Here is a 14,017-nt window from a genome sequence, read left to right as displayed (position 1 = left end):
CGCTTTTCGCACTCGCTTTTTATTCGTTCCTCATAAAAGAGCTCATACAAATGCTACAATCGCTAACGCAGGCGTACTTGCCATCTAAATTACAACAACAAATCAAATAGAAACCTTATTTTTGTAAGATGCTAAAAATCGAAAATATCTCTTTCGGGTACACTAAAAACAAAATGGTTTTAGACAACTTTAACTTCAATATAAAAGAAGGAGAACATTTGTGCGTTATGGGAGAAAGTGGTTGCGGAAAATCTACACTTTTAAAAGCAATTTACGGCTTATTAGATGTAAATAAAGGAACAATTTTCTGGAAAGATCATCAAATTCTGGGTCCAGAGTTTCATCTAGTTCCTGGTATGGATTTCTTTAAATATGTAGCACAAGATTTCGATTTAATGCCTTACATTTCTGTATCAGAAAATATTAAAAAGTTTCTGTCTCGATTTTATCCAGAAGAAAGCGAACAAAGAACACAAGAATTATTAGAAGTTATAGAAATGACCGCTTTTGCAAACACAAAAGTTAAAAATTTAAGTGGCGGACAAAAACAACGTGTAGCAATTGCTAGAGCTTTGGCAAAAGAACCAGAATTACTCTTATTAGACGAACCTTTTGGCCAAATAGACAACTTTAAAAAAAACTCTTTAAGAAGAAAACTTTTTGCCTATTTAAAAGAAAAAAATATTGCGTGTATTGTTGCTACACACGATAAAAATGATGCACTTTCGTTTGCAGACACTTTGCTAATTATTCGCAATCATAAAATAGTAGTTCACAATGCACCAAAAGAAATTTATAATAACCCAAAAAGCAAGTATGTAGCTGCTTTATTTGATGATGTAAACGAAATTATAGTAAACGGTAAACATGTATTATTATATCCGCATCAAATAAAAATTATCGATAATTCTAACAGTGTTGCCATCGTAAAAAACGCATATTTTAAAGGTTCTTTTTGGTTGATAGAAGCTGAGTTTGAAAATCAACTTGTGTTTTTAAATCATAAAGATTTTATAGAAACCAATACTAAAATTAAGCTATCTCTAGAATTTTAAACACATTTCCGTTAAAAGAAATTGTTTCGTCTTTTTGCTTTCCTAAAAGCAATTTTCCTATTGGTGATGAGACTGAAACTGCAAAATAATTTGTGCTTCCTATAGTTAAATGACCCGCAGAAATACTCAAGAAATAATTTGCCTTATCCGTATAAACAATACTGCCTAAATGTGCGTTTTTAGAAGTTTTAGAAATATCAATTTTTGCTAAAATTTCTTTCATTTGTGTAATTCCAGCCAATTGTTGGCCAGCTTTCTCCATTTCTAATTGCAACATTGCTCTACCGGTTTCGTGCTTATCGCCTGCAGAACTTTTAGTTTCTGTTTGCAATGCTTTTTGGTTAGAAGAAATAACTTCTTCTACATTTTGCAAACGTTTCTCTACAAATTCTTTACAATTATTATAAAGTGCTTCTTTCAAATTCATTGTTTAGTGTAAATGCAAATGCTCCGTAATTTCCATGATGAGAAATAGAACAAGATTTGGTTATTTTTCTCTCTTGATAATAATATAAAGGCGCACCAACAGAAGATTTTCTTTTTGTAATTTCTCCTAATTTCAAACTAACTATTGATGCTAACTCCGTTTTTAAATCTTTATCTACATTATCTGATTTTCCTATTTTCAAAAAAATAGAAGTTGTAGTTGCGTTTTGTTTTGCAATAGTAGAAACATAAAAAGGATTAAAAGTTGTAGTTGTATAAAAAATTTTGTCTTCAAAAAAAACAGTTCCTTTATCTTCAGAAATTAAAGTACATTCAAATTTTAAAGGTGCAAAAAAACGTTTTTCAACTTGTTGTGTATAACATTTATAGGCAGCTTCTTTCATAGACCAAAATTGCCAAACTTGTAAAAACGGATTTTTAGAATTATAAATTTCTTGCTGTTCTTTTTGGGTAAATTGTTTCTCTAAAAAACCATTTCTTTGCCAATTGCTTTGAGTTTTAGCAAGGTTTAAATCAACAATATCATTACCAATATTATCCATTCATTTTTTCTTGAATAATTGCTACGGTTGCTTTTACAGAAAGCATTTTCTCCATAGAATCGTTATCTATCTCTACGTTAAATTCATCTTCAACATCCAAAATAATATCTACTAAGTTTGCAGAATTTATTTCTAAATCGTTTATAAAATAGGTGTTTTCAGAGATTTTTTTAAAACCATCTTCATTTTGAACATAAGGCTTTACAATAACTGTTAACTTGCTTATAATTTCTTCTTTTGTCATTTTTTATTCTGAATATTTTTTAAAGATAACACAAGCATTTACATCACCAAAACCAAAGCTTGCTTTTGCTAAAATAGTAATATCTTTCTCTATTATTTTTGTAGGAATTTTATCCGTAGAAATTAGTGTTGCAATTTCTGATTGTACATCTTCGCAATTAATATTTGGAAACACAAATTGCTCTTTAATTTGTAAAACTGCTGCTACAGACTCGATTGCGCCAGAAGCTGCCAAACAATGCCCAACCATAGATTTTAAAGAGTTTATATACGGAAAATCAATTCCTTTTCGATTTAAAGCCTTTGCCCAGTTTTCTATTTCTAAACTGTCTTTAGAGGTTGCTGTTAAATGACCATTAATTACATCTATTTCATCCGCAGAAATTCTAGCATCAGAAATTGCGGCAGTAATACATTTTTGCACCGCTTCTGCATTTGGTGCCGTTAACGTTCCGCCATTTCTTTGTCCGCCAGAATTTATATTTCCGCCTAAAACCTCTGCATAAATAGTTGCGTTTCTTGCTAAAGCACTTTCTAAAGACTCTAAAACCAAGGCTCCAGCACCACTTCCCGGAACAAAACCAGACGCCGTAGCACTCATTGGTCTAGAACCTTTTTCTGGTGTTTCGTTATGCTTGTAAGACATTACGCGCATCGCATCAAAACCACCCCAAGTGTATAAACTACTATCGCTAGAACTACCAACTAACATTCGTTTTGCTTTGCCGCTTTGTATTCTATCAAAACCCATTAAAAGCGCTTCTGTACCCGTTGTACAAGCAGATGAATTTGTAGTAACCTGATTTCCTAAACCAAGAATTCCGCCTAAATAAGCAGAAATTCCGCTTGCCATGGTTTGCACTACAGAAGTACTTCCTAAACGTCTTACGTTTTGATTATCAATTTTATAAATTGCTTCTCTAAATTTTTCGATTCCTGAAGTTCCTGTTCCAAAAATTAAACCCGAATCGTAGTCTAAACCTGAATTATCATCAACAGAAAAACCAGCATTTTTCCAAGCATCAATACCAGCCATACAACCATATAAAATAGAAGTAGAATTAAAACCACGTAATTGTAAAGGCGATAAATATGTTTGTTTGTTTTCTTCGGTAACCATTGGAACACCGCCAATACAACAAGAAAAACCTTTGTCTTTTAAATTCTGATGAAAAGTAATACCAGATTTTCCTGTTTTTATTGCATTTGTAAATTCTTGCAAACCAACTCCGTTTGGGGCAACAACTCCTAAACCAGTAATTACAACTCTATTTTTCATTTTTTATTTTGCGATTATCATTCCAGATATAGTACCTCTACAAACCAACTCATCATTGGCATTTAGCATCTTTACTTTACATTTTAGTTTATTAAATCTAAAATATTCTTTTTCTGAAATTACAGTTACTTTCTCGTTAGGTAAAACCGGTAAAAAGAAGTCTACTTCATTAGAAGTTAATGCAATTTGTGGTTTTTTTTCTTCGGATGAAATTTGATCTTCCAAAAGAAAAACTCCTAAACAAACAAGACCAATTTGCGCCATTGTTTCCGTTAAAATAACACCAGGCGTAATTGGATTGTTTTTAAAATGTCCTTCGTAAAAAAATTCATCCTCCCTATAAGTATATTTTCCTTTAACGCCTTTTTCTGAAATTTCTATCAATTCATCAACAAACAAAAAGGGTTTTTTGTAAGGTAAACTTTTTATGATTTTAGTTGAATTCATCTTATTGTTTTTACCACTCTAACAAAATTCTCTGTGCAGAAAAACCAGGACCAAAACTTAACATAATTCCTCTTTCTCCTTTTTCTGGGTTTCTATCCATAAAACGCTCTAAAACGTATAAAACTGTGGCGCTAGACATATTACCATACAATCGTAAAACTTCTTTTGTATCGTCTATATTTTTACCTAAAACACCAAATAAAGCTTCTACAGTTTGTACAATTTTTTTACCTCCGGGATGAAAAATCAAATGGTCGATATCATCAATCTTTAAATTATTTTTTTCTAAAAAAGGATGTATTATTGCCGGAAAATGATCTGATATTGTCTGTGGCACTTCTTTGTCTAAAATCATTTGTAAACCAGTATTTACCAATTTAAAACCCATCATTTTAGTAGCGTTATAAAAATGATACATGGCTTCGTCTATAATTTTAGGGCCTTTATCTTCTTGATACGAAGACAAAATAACAGCAGAAGCTCCGTCGCCAAAAATGGCTGCAGAAACAATATTTGTCATCGAATAATCTTCTAACTGAAACGTTGCCGTTGGTGCCTCTACCGCAATAACAGCTGCTCTTTTATTCGGATTCGCTTTTAAAAAATTTTTTGCATAAATAATACCAGAAACACCTGCAGCACAACCCATTTCTGTAACTGGCAAACGCACAATATCTTGTTTCATTTCTAGCGAATTTATTAAATACGCATCTACAGACGGAATCATGATTCCGGTGCAACTTACCGTAATTATATAATCGATATCTGTAGGTTTTAGATTGGCTTTATCTAAAGATTTTTTAAGAGATTTTTCTGCCAATTGCACAACTTCTCTTGTATAAATATCATTTTTTTCTTCAAAAGAAGTTGCTGTAAAAACCTCTTCCGGATCCATGATAGAATAACGTTTATCTACGCCTGCACCTTCAAAAAGCTTGATAACTTTTCTTTGAAAACGAGTTTCTTGATCTTGCATCCATAATTTTACAAACGGAATAATATCTTTTGTTTCTTTATAATATTTTGGTAATTGCTTTGCTACCGAAGTTATTTTAACTGCCATTTATTTTGTAATTATCCATTGAAAACGAAATGCCCATTTCCAAGAAATTTGTGGTTTTCTATTTAATTTATTAGACATTCTAATTAAATCTTCTCTTTTAAAACTTCTTAAAACAGAAATCAAACCATCATGAATAATCATTTTATTTTTTATAAAAACAGACAATAATTTAAACAAATAATAGGCTAATTTATGTCTGTGTAAATCGTTTACAATAATTGCTTTTTTAGTGTGTTGTAATGTATCTTTTAAGAAAGAAACCAAAGGTTTTTCTTTAAAATGATGAAAAAACAAGGTGGCTAAAACAATATCAAACTCTCTGTTTTTAAAAGCATCAGAAAAAATATCTTCAACAATAAAAGTTAACTCTGTAAATTCTGTAGATAATTCTTTTGCGTACTCTATAGCTGTTGGGTTTGCATCTATACCTAGTAACTTAAATCTATATCCATTTTTTCTTCCAAATTTAGCTACATCACGTAAAATATCTCCGTGCCCACAACCAATATCTGCAATTACTAATTCTTTAGATTTATCGTGATTTTTTAATACCTTTTTTAAAGAATTTACGGTAACCAAATTGCCACCTAACCATCTATTAATATTTTCTAATTTATCTAAAACATCTCTTAAATAATCGCCACCAATAGAAAAATCATCCATCAATTCTTCTTGATCAGACCTTTTTGATGTATCTACTAATAAAGCCATTATATTTTAATTAATTTACCGTGAGTTTGTTTAATTATTATGGGTAATAAAAAGGGAAACTTTCTTAAAACTCTTAATAAAAATGCTGCAATTTTATCTTTTCTAAATAACATTGCTATAAAATGACCTGTTTTTAATCGCCATTTAAATTCTTTGTTCCATTGTCTAATATACTCTTTTTCTAGCTCGTTTCTAGACAAGACAACACCGTCTAGATAATTTAGAATCAATTTAGATGCTATTTGTGCAGATTGTATTGCCATACTCATTCCGTTACCACAAAGTGGATGAATCATTCCTGCAGCATCACCACACATTATTAAATGATTTTCTATTGGCTTTTTGGTTTCAAACGAAATCTGACTAATAGAAAGTGGCTTGTTCCAAACTGGTTTAGAATTTTTAAAAATCTCTTTTAAAAACTTATTTTTAAAAACTACATTTTCTTGAAAATCATCTATATTTTTATACTTTTTAAAAGAAGAAAAGCTAGTGATATAACACAAGTTAATTGCATTATTTTCTACCTTAGAAACCCCACAATAACCACCTTTAAAATTATGCAACGCAACTAAATTTTCTTGAAACCTACCTTTTACATGTATTTTTACACCTAAATAAGGAGATTTCTTTTGGATAAAACCTCTATTTAACTTTACATCTATTAAAGATCTTTTTCCAAAAGCACCAACACATATTTTAGATTGAAAACACTTGTTTTCTTTAGTTTTAACGGTAAAAACATCATCTTTATATTTAACATCTACAACATTGTCTTGTAAAATAACCACACCATTTTCTTTAGCTTTTTCTGATAAAATAAAATCTAATTTATAACGAGAAATACCAAATCCGCCTAAAGGTAACTTTGCGGTAATCATCTTACTTTTTGTGGTTGATAATTTAAAATTATCGATTTTTACAGCTCCATAATCAAACGGATTGATATTTAAAAAATGTAAATAAGGCAAAACTTCATTAGAAATATATTCACCACAAACTTTGTGTTTTGGGTATTCATTTTTTTCTATCAGTAAAACTTTTTTACCAAACTTAGACAAGTGAATTGCGTTGCACAAACCTGCCAAACCTCCGCCAATTAATACAATTTCATAATTCTTATTCATCTAATAATGCTGCCAATTCTTTACCAACTAAACTACCAATTGCAACGCCCATTCCGCCCAAGCGAACACCACAAAAAACATGGTTAGAAATTTGTTTTACAATTGCTTTTTTCTGATTACCAACTCCCATAATTCCGCTCCAACGATGGTCAATTTCAAAATTTGTATCTGGTAAAATCGTTTCTTTTAAAATACTTTCTAATGTATTCTGAATAATATCTGTTTGACCAAATAGTGTTGTTTCTTCGGTTTTAAAATCTAGATTTCTACCACCACCAAACAAAATTCTATCATGTATGTTTCTAAAATAATAATAACCTTTATCTAAATGAAATGTACCTTTAATGTGTAAATTTTTAATAGGTTTTGTTATTAAAACTTGCGCTCTTGCAGGTTGCACTTTTTGTACTATTAAATTATTTGCAAAACCGTTTGTAGCAATAAGCAACTTATTGGTTTTAAAATTGATTTTATCGGTTTTTATTTCAACCCAACTTTCTGTTTCAGTAAAAGCATCAACATATAAATTATTTAAAACTTTAACTCCTAATTTTTGAACTTCTAAGAGCAATTGATGCATCATTTTACCTGTATCTACTTGCCCTTCAAAATTATTAACGATATAATCTTGATGTATATTTTGAAAACTAAAAGTATTGTGTGATGTTGTAAAAACATCGTCCTTAAAAATAGGTTTTAAAAGCTGATTTATTTCATCTTTTTTAGAAATACATTCTTCAAAAAAACTGCTATTATTACATAATTCAAAACCCTTATTTTGCTGAAAATCGATGTTTTTATCTCCTAAATTACTTCTTAATAATTGTAAACCTTCCCAACGCTTGTTAACTAAATTAAAAACTTCTTCTGTTGTATGAGTATTTAAATCGTCTATAATTTCAGATAAACTTCCAAAACAAGCAAAACCTGCATTTTTAGTACTTGCACCTTGTGGTAGCATTCCTTTTTCTAAAATTAAAACCTTTGCTTTTGGGTGTTGTTTTTTTAATTGTAAAGCACAATTTAAACCTACTATTCCGCTACCAACAATAGTAAAATCTATGTTAGTAAACCATTCTTTTAACTCCCAATAACTGTAATTCATTTACACGTTTTTTTCGAAACAAATACTATTTTTCATTCCAATATATTGTCCGTAGTTTTCAATAATATTATACTTACTTTTTTTGTAAAATTTTACTGCTGCTTTTTGTCTTTTGCCAGTTTCTAAAATACATTTAGAAAAGCCCAATTCTTTTGTCCAGATTTCTAATTCTTCTATTAATTTTTGTGCTAAACCTTTGCTTCTATACTTGTTAGAAACATACATCCTTTTAATTTCCATAGTAGAATTGTCAAACTTTTTAATAGCGGCACAACCTACCGCAATTTTATCAACATATAATACAACTACATGTTTTATTACATCAATATGATTAAATTGATTGTAAAAATCATGCTCATCTTGGTCTGTAATTTTAAGAAATGCGTCTAATTCTTTTACTAAAATCTTAAAATCTGGATGTGTTGCATTTGTTCTAAAAACTTCTATATTCATGCTACTATTCTTCTTCGTTAAAAAAATCTGACTCTTTAAATTTTAACTTTAATTGCACCCAAACTGGTTCTTTAATTTCGGTGTTTAAATTACCAAATGACAACCCCAATAATCTAACTGAGTTTGGCAATTCATCCTGAAATAACAACTCTTTTACCACAGGAAAAAACTCTTCCTTTTTCTGCATAAAATGGCCTTTTGTTTTACTTCTAGTTTGTCGTGTAAAATCAGAATATTTTATTTTTAAAGTAATTGTTTTGCCTTTGGTGTCTGCCTTTAGCATACGTTTTTCTAACTCGTCTGCAATTTTGTCTAAACGTTCTAGCATAAAGATTTCCGAAGAAATGTTTTCGCTAAAAGTTCTTTCTGCAGCTAACGATTTTCTAATTCTGTTTGGCTTAACTGCACTGTTATGAATGCCTCTAACAATATTAAAGTAATGCACGCCAGATTTACCAAAAAGTTTTACAAGTTCTTCTAGAGATTTCTTTTTTAAATCGTTACCAACAAAAATACCGTTATTGTACATTTTTGCTGCAGTTACTTTACCAACACCATAAAATTTGTTTACCGGTAATTCTTCTAAAAACTGAATTACCTCATCTGGATGTACAGTTTTTTGACCGTTTGGTTTGTTAATATCAGAAGCAACTTTTGCTATAAATTTATTTATAGAAATTCCTGCGGATGCTCTTAAACCTGTTTCTTCGAAAATTTTTTGACGAATTTCTCTTGCTATTTCATTTGCAGACGGATTTCCTTTTTTATTTTCTGTTACGTCTAAATACGCCTCGTCTAAAGAAAGAGGTTCTACTAAATCTGTGTACTCAAAAAAAATTTCTCTTACTTTCGCAGAGATTTCTTTATAACGCGGAAAATCTGATTTAACAAATATTAAATGCGGGCATTTTTGTCTTGCTAAACTACCGCTCATAGCAGATCTTACTCCAAATTTTCTTGCCTCGTAACTTGCCGCAGAAATAACACCTCTTCTACCTTCGCCGCCAACAGCAATGGCTTTTCCTTTTAATTCCGGATTGTCTAATTCTGCAACAGATGCATAAAACGCATCCATATCTACATGAATTATTTTTCTAAAAGGCGGTTGCAATTCCATATGTCTAAATTACGAAGTTAGACAAGAATATCATTAATTATTTCAATAGAAAACTACCTTTTAATCTAAAAAATGAATACACAAATTTTTAACTTCTTCTAACTCTTTTGATAAAGTTTCTTGTAACCAAGGATGCGAGACATTAAAAACATGATCGGCATTTTCTATAATTTTTAATTTACTGTTAGAACACCAAGAATCTATTTTTTTACCTTCATTTAAAGAAATTGATGTATCATTATCTCCATGGATAATTAATAACGGAATCTTTAAATTTTTTACGGCATTTTCAATAAATAATCGATTTTCGTTTTCTTTAAAATTGGTGTAAAATTGATAAAAATGTGGCATATTTTGCTTTGTTCGTCCATTTACAACATATTTCACACCGTTTTTTCGCCAATTTTCTAAATCGCCTACTGTAGAACTTCTACTACCAAAATCTGAAACCGCGGCCAATGTAATTACCTTTTTTATTCTCGAATCTTCGTTAGCTTTAAGCAATACGATTCCGCCACCTCGACTATGACCAATTAAAGTAATGTGATTCAAATCAACATCATTTTTAAAATTTTCTTCGGATGAAATCCAATCTAATACACTTTCTAAATCGTCTAATTCTTTGGTATAATTATTATTACCAAAAGCCTCTAAATCTGGAAAATCTATTGGTTGTTCTGTTGTACCACCGTTATGAGAAAAGTTAAATTTTATAAAGAAAAAACCAGATTTTGCAAACGCATTTGCCATAATATTCCATGCGCCCCAATCTTTAAAACCTTTGTAGCCATGACAAAAAATTACTACTTTTTTGGGTGTTTTATCCTCTTTATAAAAAACATCTGTTACAATTGGTTTTTTATGTTTTCCTGGTACTACAATATTCTGTATAACTTTCATTTTAAACAATTTTAAAGAACAAATTTTAAAAGTGTACATAACGCAAAAGCCGCAGTTAAAACACATAAAAATAAGTTGATATGATTGGTAAATTTACCTGTTTTTTGCTTAATTACAAGTGCAAATTTTCCGTATAATAATAAAATAGAATACGTACCAAGTACAGATCCTAAAACAAAAAATAAGACAAAAATTATATCGAAATTAAAAGAATTAAATGCAATAAGTAAGGCTACAATTGTACAGAAAAACGGAATTGCAAACATGTTTAACAAGGAAAAAATTATGCCTGTAAAAAAAGAATTTCGTGTTTTAATTTCAATTTTCTTTTGTTCTTTTTTATGCTGTTTATAAAAGTAAATCGACAACAATACAAGAACTAAAATACCAGTTTTTTCTAAAAAAGCTATTAAAACAGTGTTCGTTGAAAAATATTCTATAATGTAAATAGAAAAGCAAACCTGCATAAAAACCACCAGCAAAACGCCTAAGGTAAATTTTGTAAATTCTATTTTGGTAGCGTTTAATCTAATTTTTAAAGCAGTCATATTTAGTACGCTTGGTAGCGTGAAACCTAAAAAAGAACTTAAAAAACCATAAAGAAATAAAGAAAACATAAACACTATCTGGTATAAGATATCAGTCGGTTTACAAACTTATTAATTACTTTTTTAAATTAAAAAAACAATTTTACTATCGAAAATAATGCTACAAAACCAGTTAAAATTGATAGAATTAAGTTTATATCTTTTGTAAGTTTTCCTGTTTTTTGTTGAATAAATTGTGCAAATTTTCCGTAGACAAAGAGAATATAAAAGGTTCCTAAAACAGAACTTATTGTAAAAATAAACGTATCTAAAGTTGAATAATTATACATATCGTAAGCATTTAATAAAATGATTACGCCACAGTAAAATGGTATAGAAAACATGTTTAAAATAGAAAGAATTATACCTGTTAAAAACGGGTTTTCTTTTTTGGTTTTCATTTTAACTACTTTAATCTTACTTTTTTGAGATTCTTTAAAGTAATAGTAACTTAAAAATATAAAAATAACTGTTGCAATTTTTTCTAGAGTTGCTAAAATAGAAGGGTTATCTGCTAAAAACTTGGTTAAAGTAACTGCAATAATTATTTGAGGTATAACTATAACCGCTACTGCAAAAGCATATTTGTACGCTGCTTTCTTTCCGTTAGTTAAACTAACTTTTAAGGCTGTCATATTTAATAAGCTAGGTGTAATAGAACCAGCAAAAGAAAATAAAAACCCAAAGAAAAATAGAAATAAAAGTTTCACATATTTTATTTATATAACAAATATAATAGATTTCCTAGTGCAACAACGCCTGTTAATGCACCTAAAATAAAATCCATTTTTGTAGCTACATATGTTAATTTGTGTTCTATGTTTTTTGCAACTATTGCATACAAAGAATACAAGGTAAAAGAACCAATTGTAGAACCAATTGAAAAATAAAATCCGGTTAAATAAGAATATTCAAAATAATTTAAACCAATTAAAAGTGAAATTGTAGTAAAGTAAAACGGAATTGCAATTGTGTTTAAAGAAGACATCATTATTCCGTGTAAATAAGCTTTCGATTTTGGTATTTCTTCTTTTACTTTTTTCTCTTTTGATGAAAAGTGTAATCGGAAAAAATTAATCGATAATAAGAATAAAAGCCCAGTTCCTATTTTTTGAAGTAAGGTTATATATTCTGAGTTTTTCATTAAAATACTAGACAAATATGCGCCAATATTTGCTTGAAAAAACAATACGGTTGCGTAACCACCAATAAGATAAAAAGCTGCTTTTTTTCCGTTTCTAAGGCTAAACTTTACAACAGTTAAATTTAAAAAACTTGGTGTAATACTACCAGATGCAGCAATTATAAAACCTAAGATTACACAGATAAAGAAGTTCATATTTATATTTTATATCTGCAAAAAAACAAAAAAACGCGTTAAATAATTAACGCGTTTCAATTTTATAATAACTTAAAAGAGTTCTATTACACAACCCCTTGTGCTAACATTGCATCTGCAACTTTTACAAAACCAGCAATATTTGCTCCTTTTATATAGTCTATAGATCCATCGTCGTTTTTACCATATTCTACACAAGAATCATGAATATCTTCCATAATATCTTTTAATCTTTCGTCTACTTCTTTACGAGACCAGCTTAAACGTAACGAGTTTTGGCTCATTTCTAATCCAGAAGTTGCCACACCACCTGCGTTAGATGCTTTACCTGGCGCAAATAAGATTTTCCCTTTTTGAAACTCGTGAATTGCTTCTGGTGTAGAAGGCATATTTGCTCCTTCAGAAACACACATACAACCGTTTGCTATTAATGTTTTTGCTTCTTCTCCGTTTAACTCATTTTGAGTTGCACATGGTAAAGCTACATCACATTTAACAGACCAAGGTCTTTCTCCTGCAACATATTTTGCATTCGGATATTTCTCTAAGTATTCGCTAATTCTACCACGCTTTTCGTTTTTAATATACATAACGTGTTGTAACTTTTCTGTATCGATACCTTCTTCGTCTAAAATATATCCTCCAGAATCTGATAAAGTTAAAATTGTAGCACCTAATTCTAATGCTTTTTCTGCTGCATATTGTGCAACGTTACCAGAACCAGAAATAACTACTTTTTTACCTTCAAAAGAATCTCCTTTACGTTTTAACATATTGTCTGCAAAGTATACGTTACCGTAACCTGTAGCTTCTGGTCTAATTAAAGAACCACCCCAAGATTGCCCTTTACCAGTTAAAACACCTGTAAATTCGTTGTTTAGTTTTTTATACATACCAAACATAAAACCAATCTCTCTAGCACCAACACCAATATCTCCTGCAGGTACATCTGTATTAGAGCCAATGTGTCTAAATAATTCGCTCATAAATGCATGACAGAAACGCATAATTTCATTGTCTGATTTTCCTTTAGGATCAAAATCAGAACCTCCTTTACCTCCACCCATTGGTAAAGTTGTTAAAGAGTTTTTAAATACTTGCTCAAAAGCTAAAAACTTTAAAATGCTTGCATTTACAGTTGGGTGAAAACGTAAACCACCTTTATAAGGCCCAATTGCAGAATTCATTTGAACTCTATAACCTCTGTTTACTTGAATTTCTCCATTATCATCTACCCAAGAAACTCTAAAAGAGATCAATCTTTCTGGCTCTACCATTCTTAATAGAATGTTTTTACCATGGTAAATATCATGATTAATAATATACGGTATTACAGTTTCTGCAACTTCTTGTACAGCTTGTAAGAATTCTGGCTCATGGTTATTTCTTGTTTTAACCATTTCCATAAACTCATTTATTTTTAACTCTATACTTTCAGCCATAATTTTTTATGAATTTAATAAAAATTTAATGGGACAAAGATAGTTAATTTCTGAATTCGCAAATAAAAAAAGTATTTTTATTTATTTCTAAGATATCCATATTTCAATCGATTTCGAAAGCTCTTGTTGTTTTCTTAGCTTTAGATTGATAAAACTCTAT

Annotated in this window: 17 protein-coding genes; 1 reads left to right on the top strand and 16 read right to left on the bottom strand. The window is 29.8% G+C overall.

Annotated elements, in window-relative coordinates; genetic code table 11:
- The first annotated feature begins 128 nt into the window (after positions 1-128).
- Positions 129-1,055 (top strand): ABC transporter ATP-binding protein, encoded by a 927-nt coding sequence (locus BXQ17_RS11065; RefSeq protein ID WP_077810711.1) that lies wholly within the window; start codon positions 129-131, stop codon positions 1,053-1,055.
- Here the strand turns inward: BXQ17_RS11065 and BXQ17_RS11060 are convergent.
- The 16 genes from BXQ17_RS11060 to gdhA form a co-directional block, all read right to left on the bottom strand.
- Positions 1,033-1,482 carry a 3-oxoacyl-ACP synthase gene (locus BXQ17_RS11060; RefSeq protein ID WP_077810710.1) on the bottom strand — a complete coding sequence of 150 codons (450 nt, stop codon included), beginning with the start codon at positions 1,480-1,482 and terminating at the stop codon, positions 1,033-1,035. The two genes, BXQ17_RS11065 and BXQ17_RS11060, sit on opposite strands and share 23 nt — an antisense overlap.
- Entirely contained in the window at positions 1,457-2,044 is a 588-nt protein-coding gene (locus tag BXQ17_RS11055) for a 4'-phosphopantetheinyl transferase superfamily protein (RefSeq protein WP_077810709.1), read from the bottom strand. Before BXQ17_RS11055 ends, BXQ17_RS11060 begins: the two co-directional genes overlap by 26 nt.
- On the bottom strand, positions 2,037-2,288 hold the full coding sequence (locus BXQ17_RS11050) for an acyl carrier protein (RefSeq protein ID WP_077810708.1): 252 nt from the start codon (positions 2,286-2,288) through the stop codon (positions 2,037-2,039). The genes BXQ17_RS11055 and BXQ17_RS11050 overlap by 8 nt, the downstream gene beginning before the upstream one ends.
- 3 nt (positions 2,289-2,291) lie before the next feature.
- Positions 2,292-3,566, bottom strand: coding sequence for a beta-ketoacyl synthase (locus tag BXQ17_RS11045; protein ID WP_077810707.1), 1,275 nt, complete (start codon positions 3,564-3,566; stop codon positions 2,292-2,294).
- 3 nt (positions 3,567-3,569) lie between these two features.
- On the bottom strand, positions 3,570-4,013 hold the full coding sequence (locus BXQ17_RS11040) for a 3-hydroxyacyl-ACP dehydratase FabZ family protein (RefSeq protein ID WP_077810706.1): 444 nt from the start codon (positions 4,011-4,013) through the stop codon (positions 3,570-3,572).
- Positions 4,014-4,023: 10 nt separating this feature from the next.
- On the bottom strand, positions 4,024-5,076 hold the full coding sequence (locus tag BXQ17_RS11035; protein WP_077810705.1) for a type III polyketide synthase: 1,053 nt from the start codon (positions 5,074-5,076) through the stop codon (positions 4,024-4,026).
- A complete protein-coding gene (locus BXQ17_RS11030) occupies positions 5,077-5,787 on the bottom strand; it encodes a methyltransferase domain-containing protein (protein WP_077810704.1) in 711 nt (236 codons plus the stop codon).
- Positions 5,787-6,914, bottom strand: a complete 1,128-nt coding sequence (locus BXQ17_RS11025) for an NAD(P)/FAD-dependent oxidoreductase (RefSeq protein WP_077810703.1) — start codon at positions 6,912-6,914, stop codon at positions 5,787-5,789. Before BXQ17_RS11025 ends, BXQ17_RS11030 begins: the two co-directional genes overlap by 1 nt.
- Positions 6,907-8,019 carry an FAD-binding oxidoreductase gene (locus BXQ17_RS11020; protein WP_077810702.1) on the bottom strand — a complete coding sequence of 371 codons (1,113 nt, stop codon included), beginning with the start codon at positions 8,017-8,019 and terminating at the stop codon, positions 6,907-6,909. The genes BXQ17_RS11025 and BXQ17_RS11020 overlap by 8 nt, the downstream gene beginning before the upstream one ends.
- A complete protein-coding gene (locus BXQ17_RS11015) occupies positions 8,020-8,472 on the bottom strand; it encodes a GNAT family N-acetyltransferase (RefSeq protein WP_077810701.1) in 453 nt (150 codons plus the stop codon).
- Between the two features lie 4 nt (positions 8,473-8,476).
- The gene (gene dinB, locus BXQ17_RS11010) at positions 8,477-9,589 is read right to left on the bottom strand and encodes a DNA polymerase IV (RefSeq protein ID WP_077810700.1); all 1,113 of its coding nucleotides are present in this window, start codon (positions 9,587-9,589) and stop codon (positions 8,477-8,479) included.
- 60 nt (positions 9,590-9,649) lie between these two features.
- Positions 9,650-10,489, bottom strand: coding sequence for a S9 family peptidase (locus BXQ17_RS11005; RefSeq protein WP_077811416.1), 840 nt, complete (start codon positions 10,487-10,489; stop codon positions 9,650-9,652).
- A gap of 11 nt (positions 10,490-10,500) precedes the next feature.
- Positions 10,501-11,037, bottom strand: a complete 537-nt coding sequence (locus tag BXQ17_RS11000) for a glutamate dehydrogenase (protein WP_149025900.1) — start codon at positions 11,035-11,037, stop codon at positions 10,501-10,503.
- 128 nt (positions 11,038-11,165) lie between these two features.
- Positions 11,166-11,786, bottom strand: coding sequence for a LysE family transporter (locus tag BXQ17_RS10995; RefSeq protein WP_077810698.1), 621 nt, complete (start codon positions 11,784-11,786; stop codon positions 11,166-11,168).
- A gap of 5 nt (positions 11,787-11,791) precedes the next feature.
- Positions 11,792-12,415 (bottom strand): LysE family transporter, encoded by a 624-nt coding sequence (locus BXQ17_RS10990; RefSeq protein WP_077810697.1) that lies wholly within the window; start codon positions 12,413-12,415, stop codon positions 11,792-11,794.
- Positions 12,416-12,501: 86 nt separating this feature from the next.
- Complete coding sequence (gdhA, locus tag BXQ17_RS10985; protein WP_077811415.1) at positions 12,502-13,845, bottom strand: NADP-specific glutamate dehydrogenase; 1,344 nt, start codon at positions 13,843-13,845, stop codon at positions 12,502-12,504.
- Positions 13,846-14,017: the final 172 nt, after the last annotated feature.

The organism is Polaribacter sp. BM10 (assembly GCF_002005425.1).
Taxonomy (GTDB): domain Bacteria; phylum Bacteroidota; class Bacteroidia; order Flavobacteriales; family Flavobacteriaceae; genus Polaribacter; species Polaribacter marinaquae.
This window is presented reverse-complemented; position numbering and strand designations above follow the sequence as displayed.

Coding starts and splice junctions, on each gene's coding strand:
- BXQ17_RS11065 (WP_077810711.1), top strand. CDS start 129: ATGCTAAAAATCGAAAATATCTCTTTCGGGTACACTAAAAACAAAATG.
- BXQ17_RS11060 (WP_077810710.1), bottom strand. CDS start 1,482: ATGAATTTGAAAGAAGCACTTTATAATAATTGTAAAGAATTTGTAGAG.
- BXQ17_RS11055 (WP_077810709.1), bottom strand. CDS start 2,044: ATGGATAATATTGGTAATGATATTGTTGATTTAAACCTTGCTAAAACT.
- BXQ17_RS11050 (WP_077810708.1), bottom strand. CDS start 2,288: ATGACAAAAGAAGAAATTATAAGCAAGTTAACAGTTATTGTAAAGCCT.
- BXQ17_RS11045 (WP_077810707.1), bottom strand. CDS start 3,566: ATGAAAAATAGAGTTGTAATTACTGGTTTAGGAGTTGTTGCCCCAAAC.
- BXQ17_RS11040 (WP_077810706.1), bottom strand. CDS start 4,013: ATGAATTCAACTAAAATCATAAAAAGTTTACCTTACAAAAAACCCTTT.
- BXQ17_RS11035 (WP_077810705.1), bottom strand. CDS start 5,076: ATGGCAGTTAAAATAACTTCGGTAGCAAAGCAATTACCAAAATATTAT.
- BXQ17_RS11030 (WP_077810704.1), bottom strand. CDS start 5,787: ATGGCTTTATTAGTAGATACATCAAAAAGGTCTGATCAAGAAGAATTG.
- BXQ17_RS11025 (WP_077810703.1), bottom strand. CDS start 6,914: ATGAATAAGAATTATGAAATTGTATTAATTGGCGGAGGTTTGGCAGGT.
- BXQ17_RS11020 (WP_077810702.1), bottom strand. CDS start 8,019: ATGAATTACAGTTATTGGGAGTTAAAAGAATGGTTTACTAACATAGAT.
- BXQ17_RS11015 (WP_077810701.1), bottom strand. CDS start 8,472: ATGAATATAGAAGTTTTTAGAACAAATGCAACACATCCAGATTTTAAG.
- dinB (WP_077810700.1), bottom strand. CDS start 9,589: ATGGAATTGCAACCGCCTTTTAGAAAAATAATTCATGTAGATATGGAT.
- BXQ17_RS11005 (WP_077811416.1), bottom strand. CDS start 10,489: ATGAAAGTTATACAGAATATTGTAGTACCAGGAAAACATAAAAAACCA.
- BXQ17_RS11000 (WP_149025900.1), bottom strand. CDS start 11,037: ATGACTGCTTTAAAAATTAGATTAAACGCTACCAAAATAGAATTTACA.
- BXQ17_RS10990 (WP_077810697.1), bottom strand. CDS start 12,415: ATGAACTTCTTTATCTGTGTAATCTTAGGTTTTATAATTGCTGCATCT.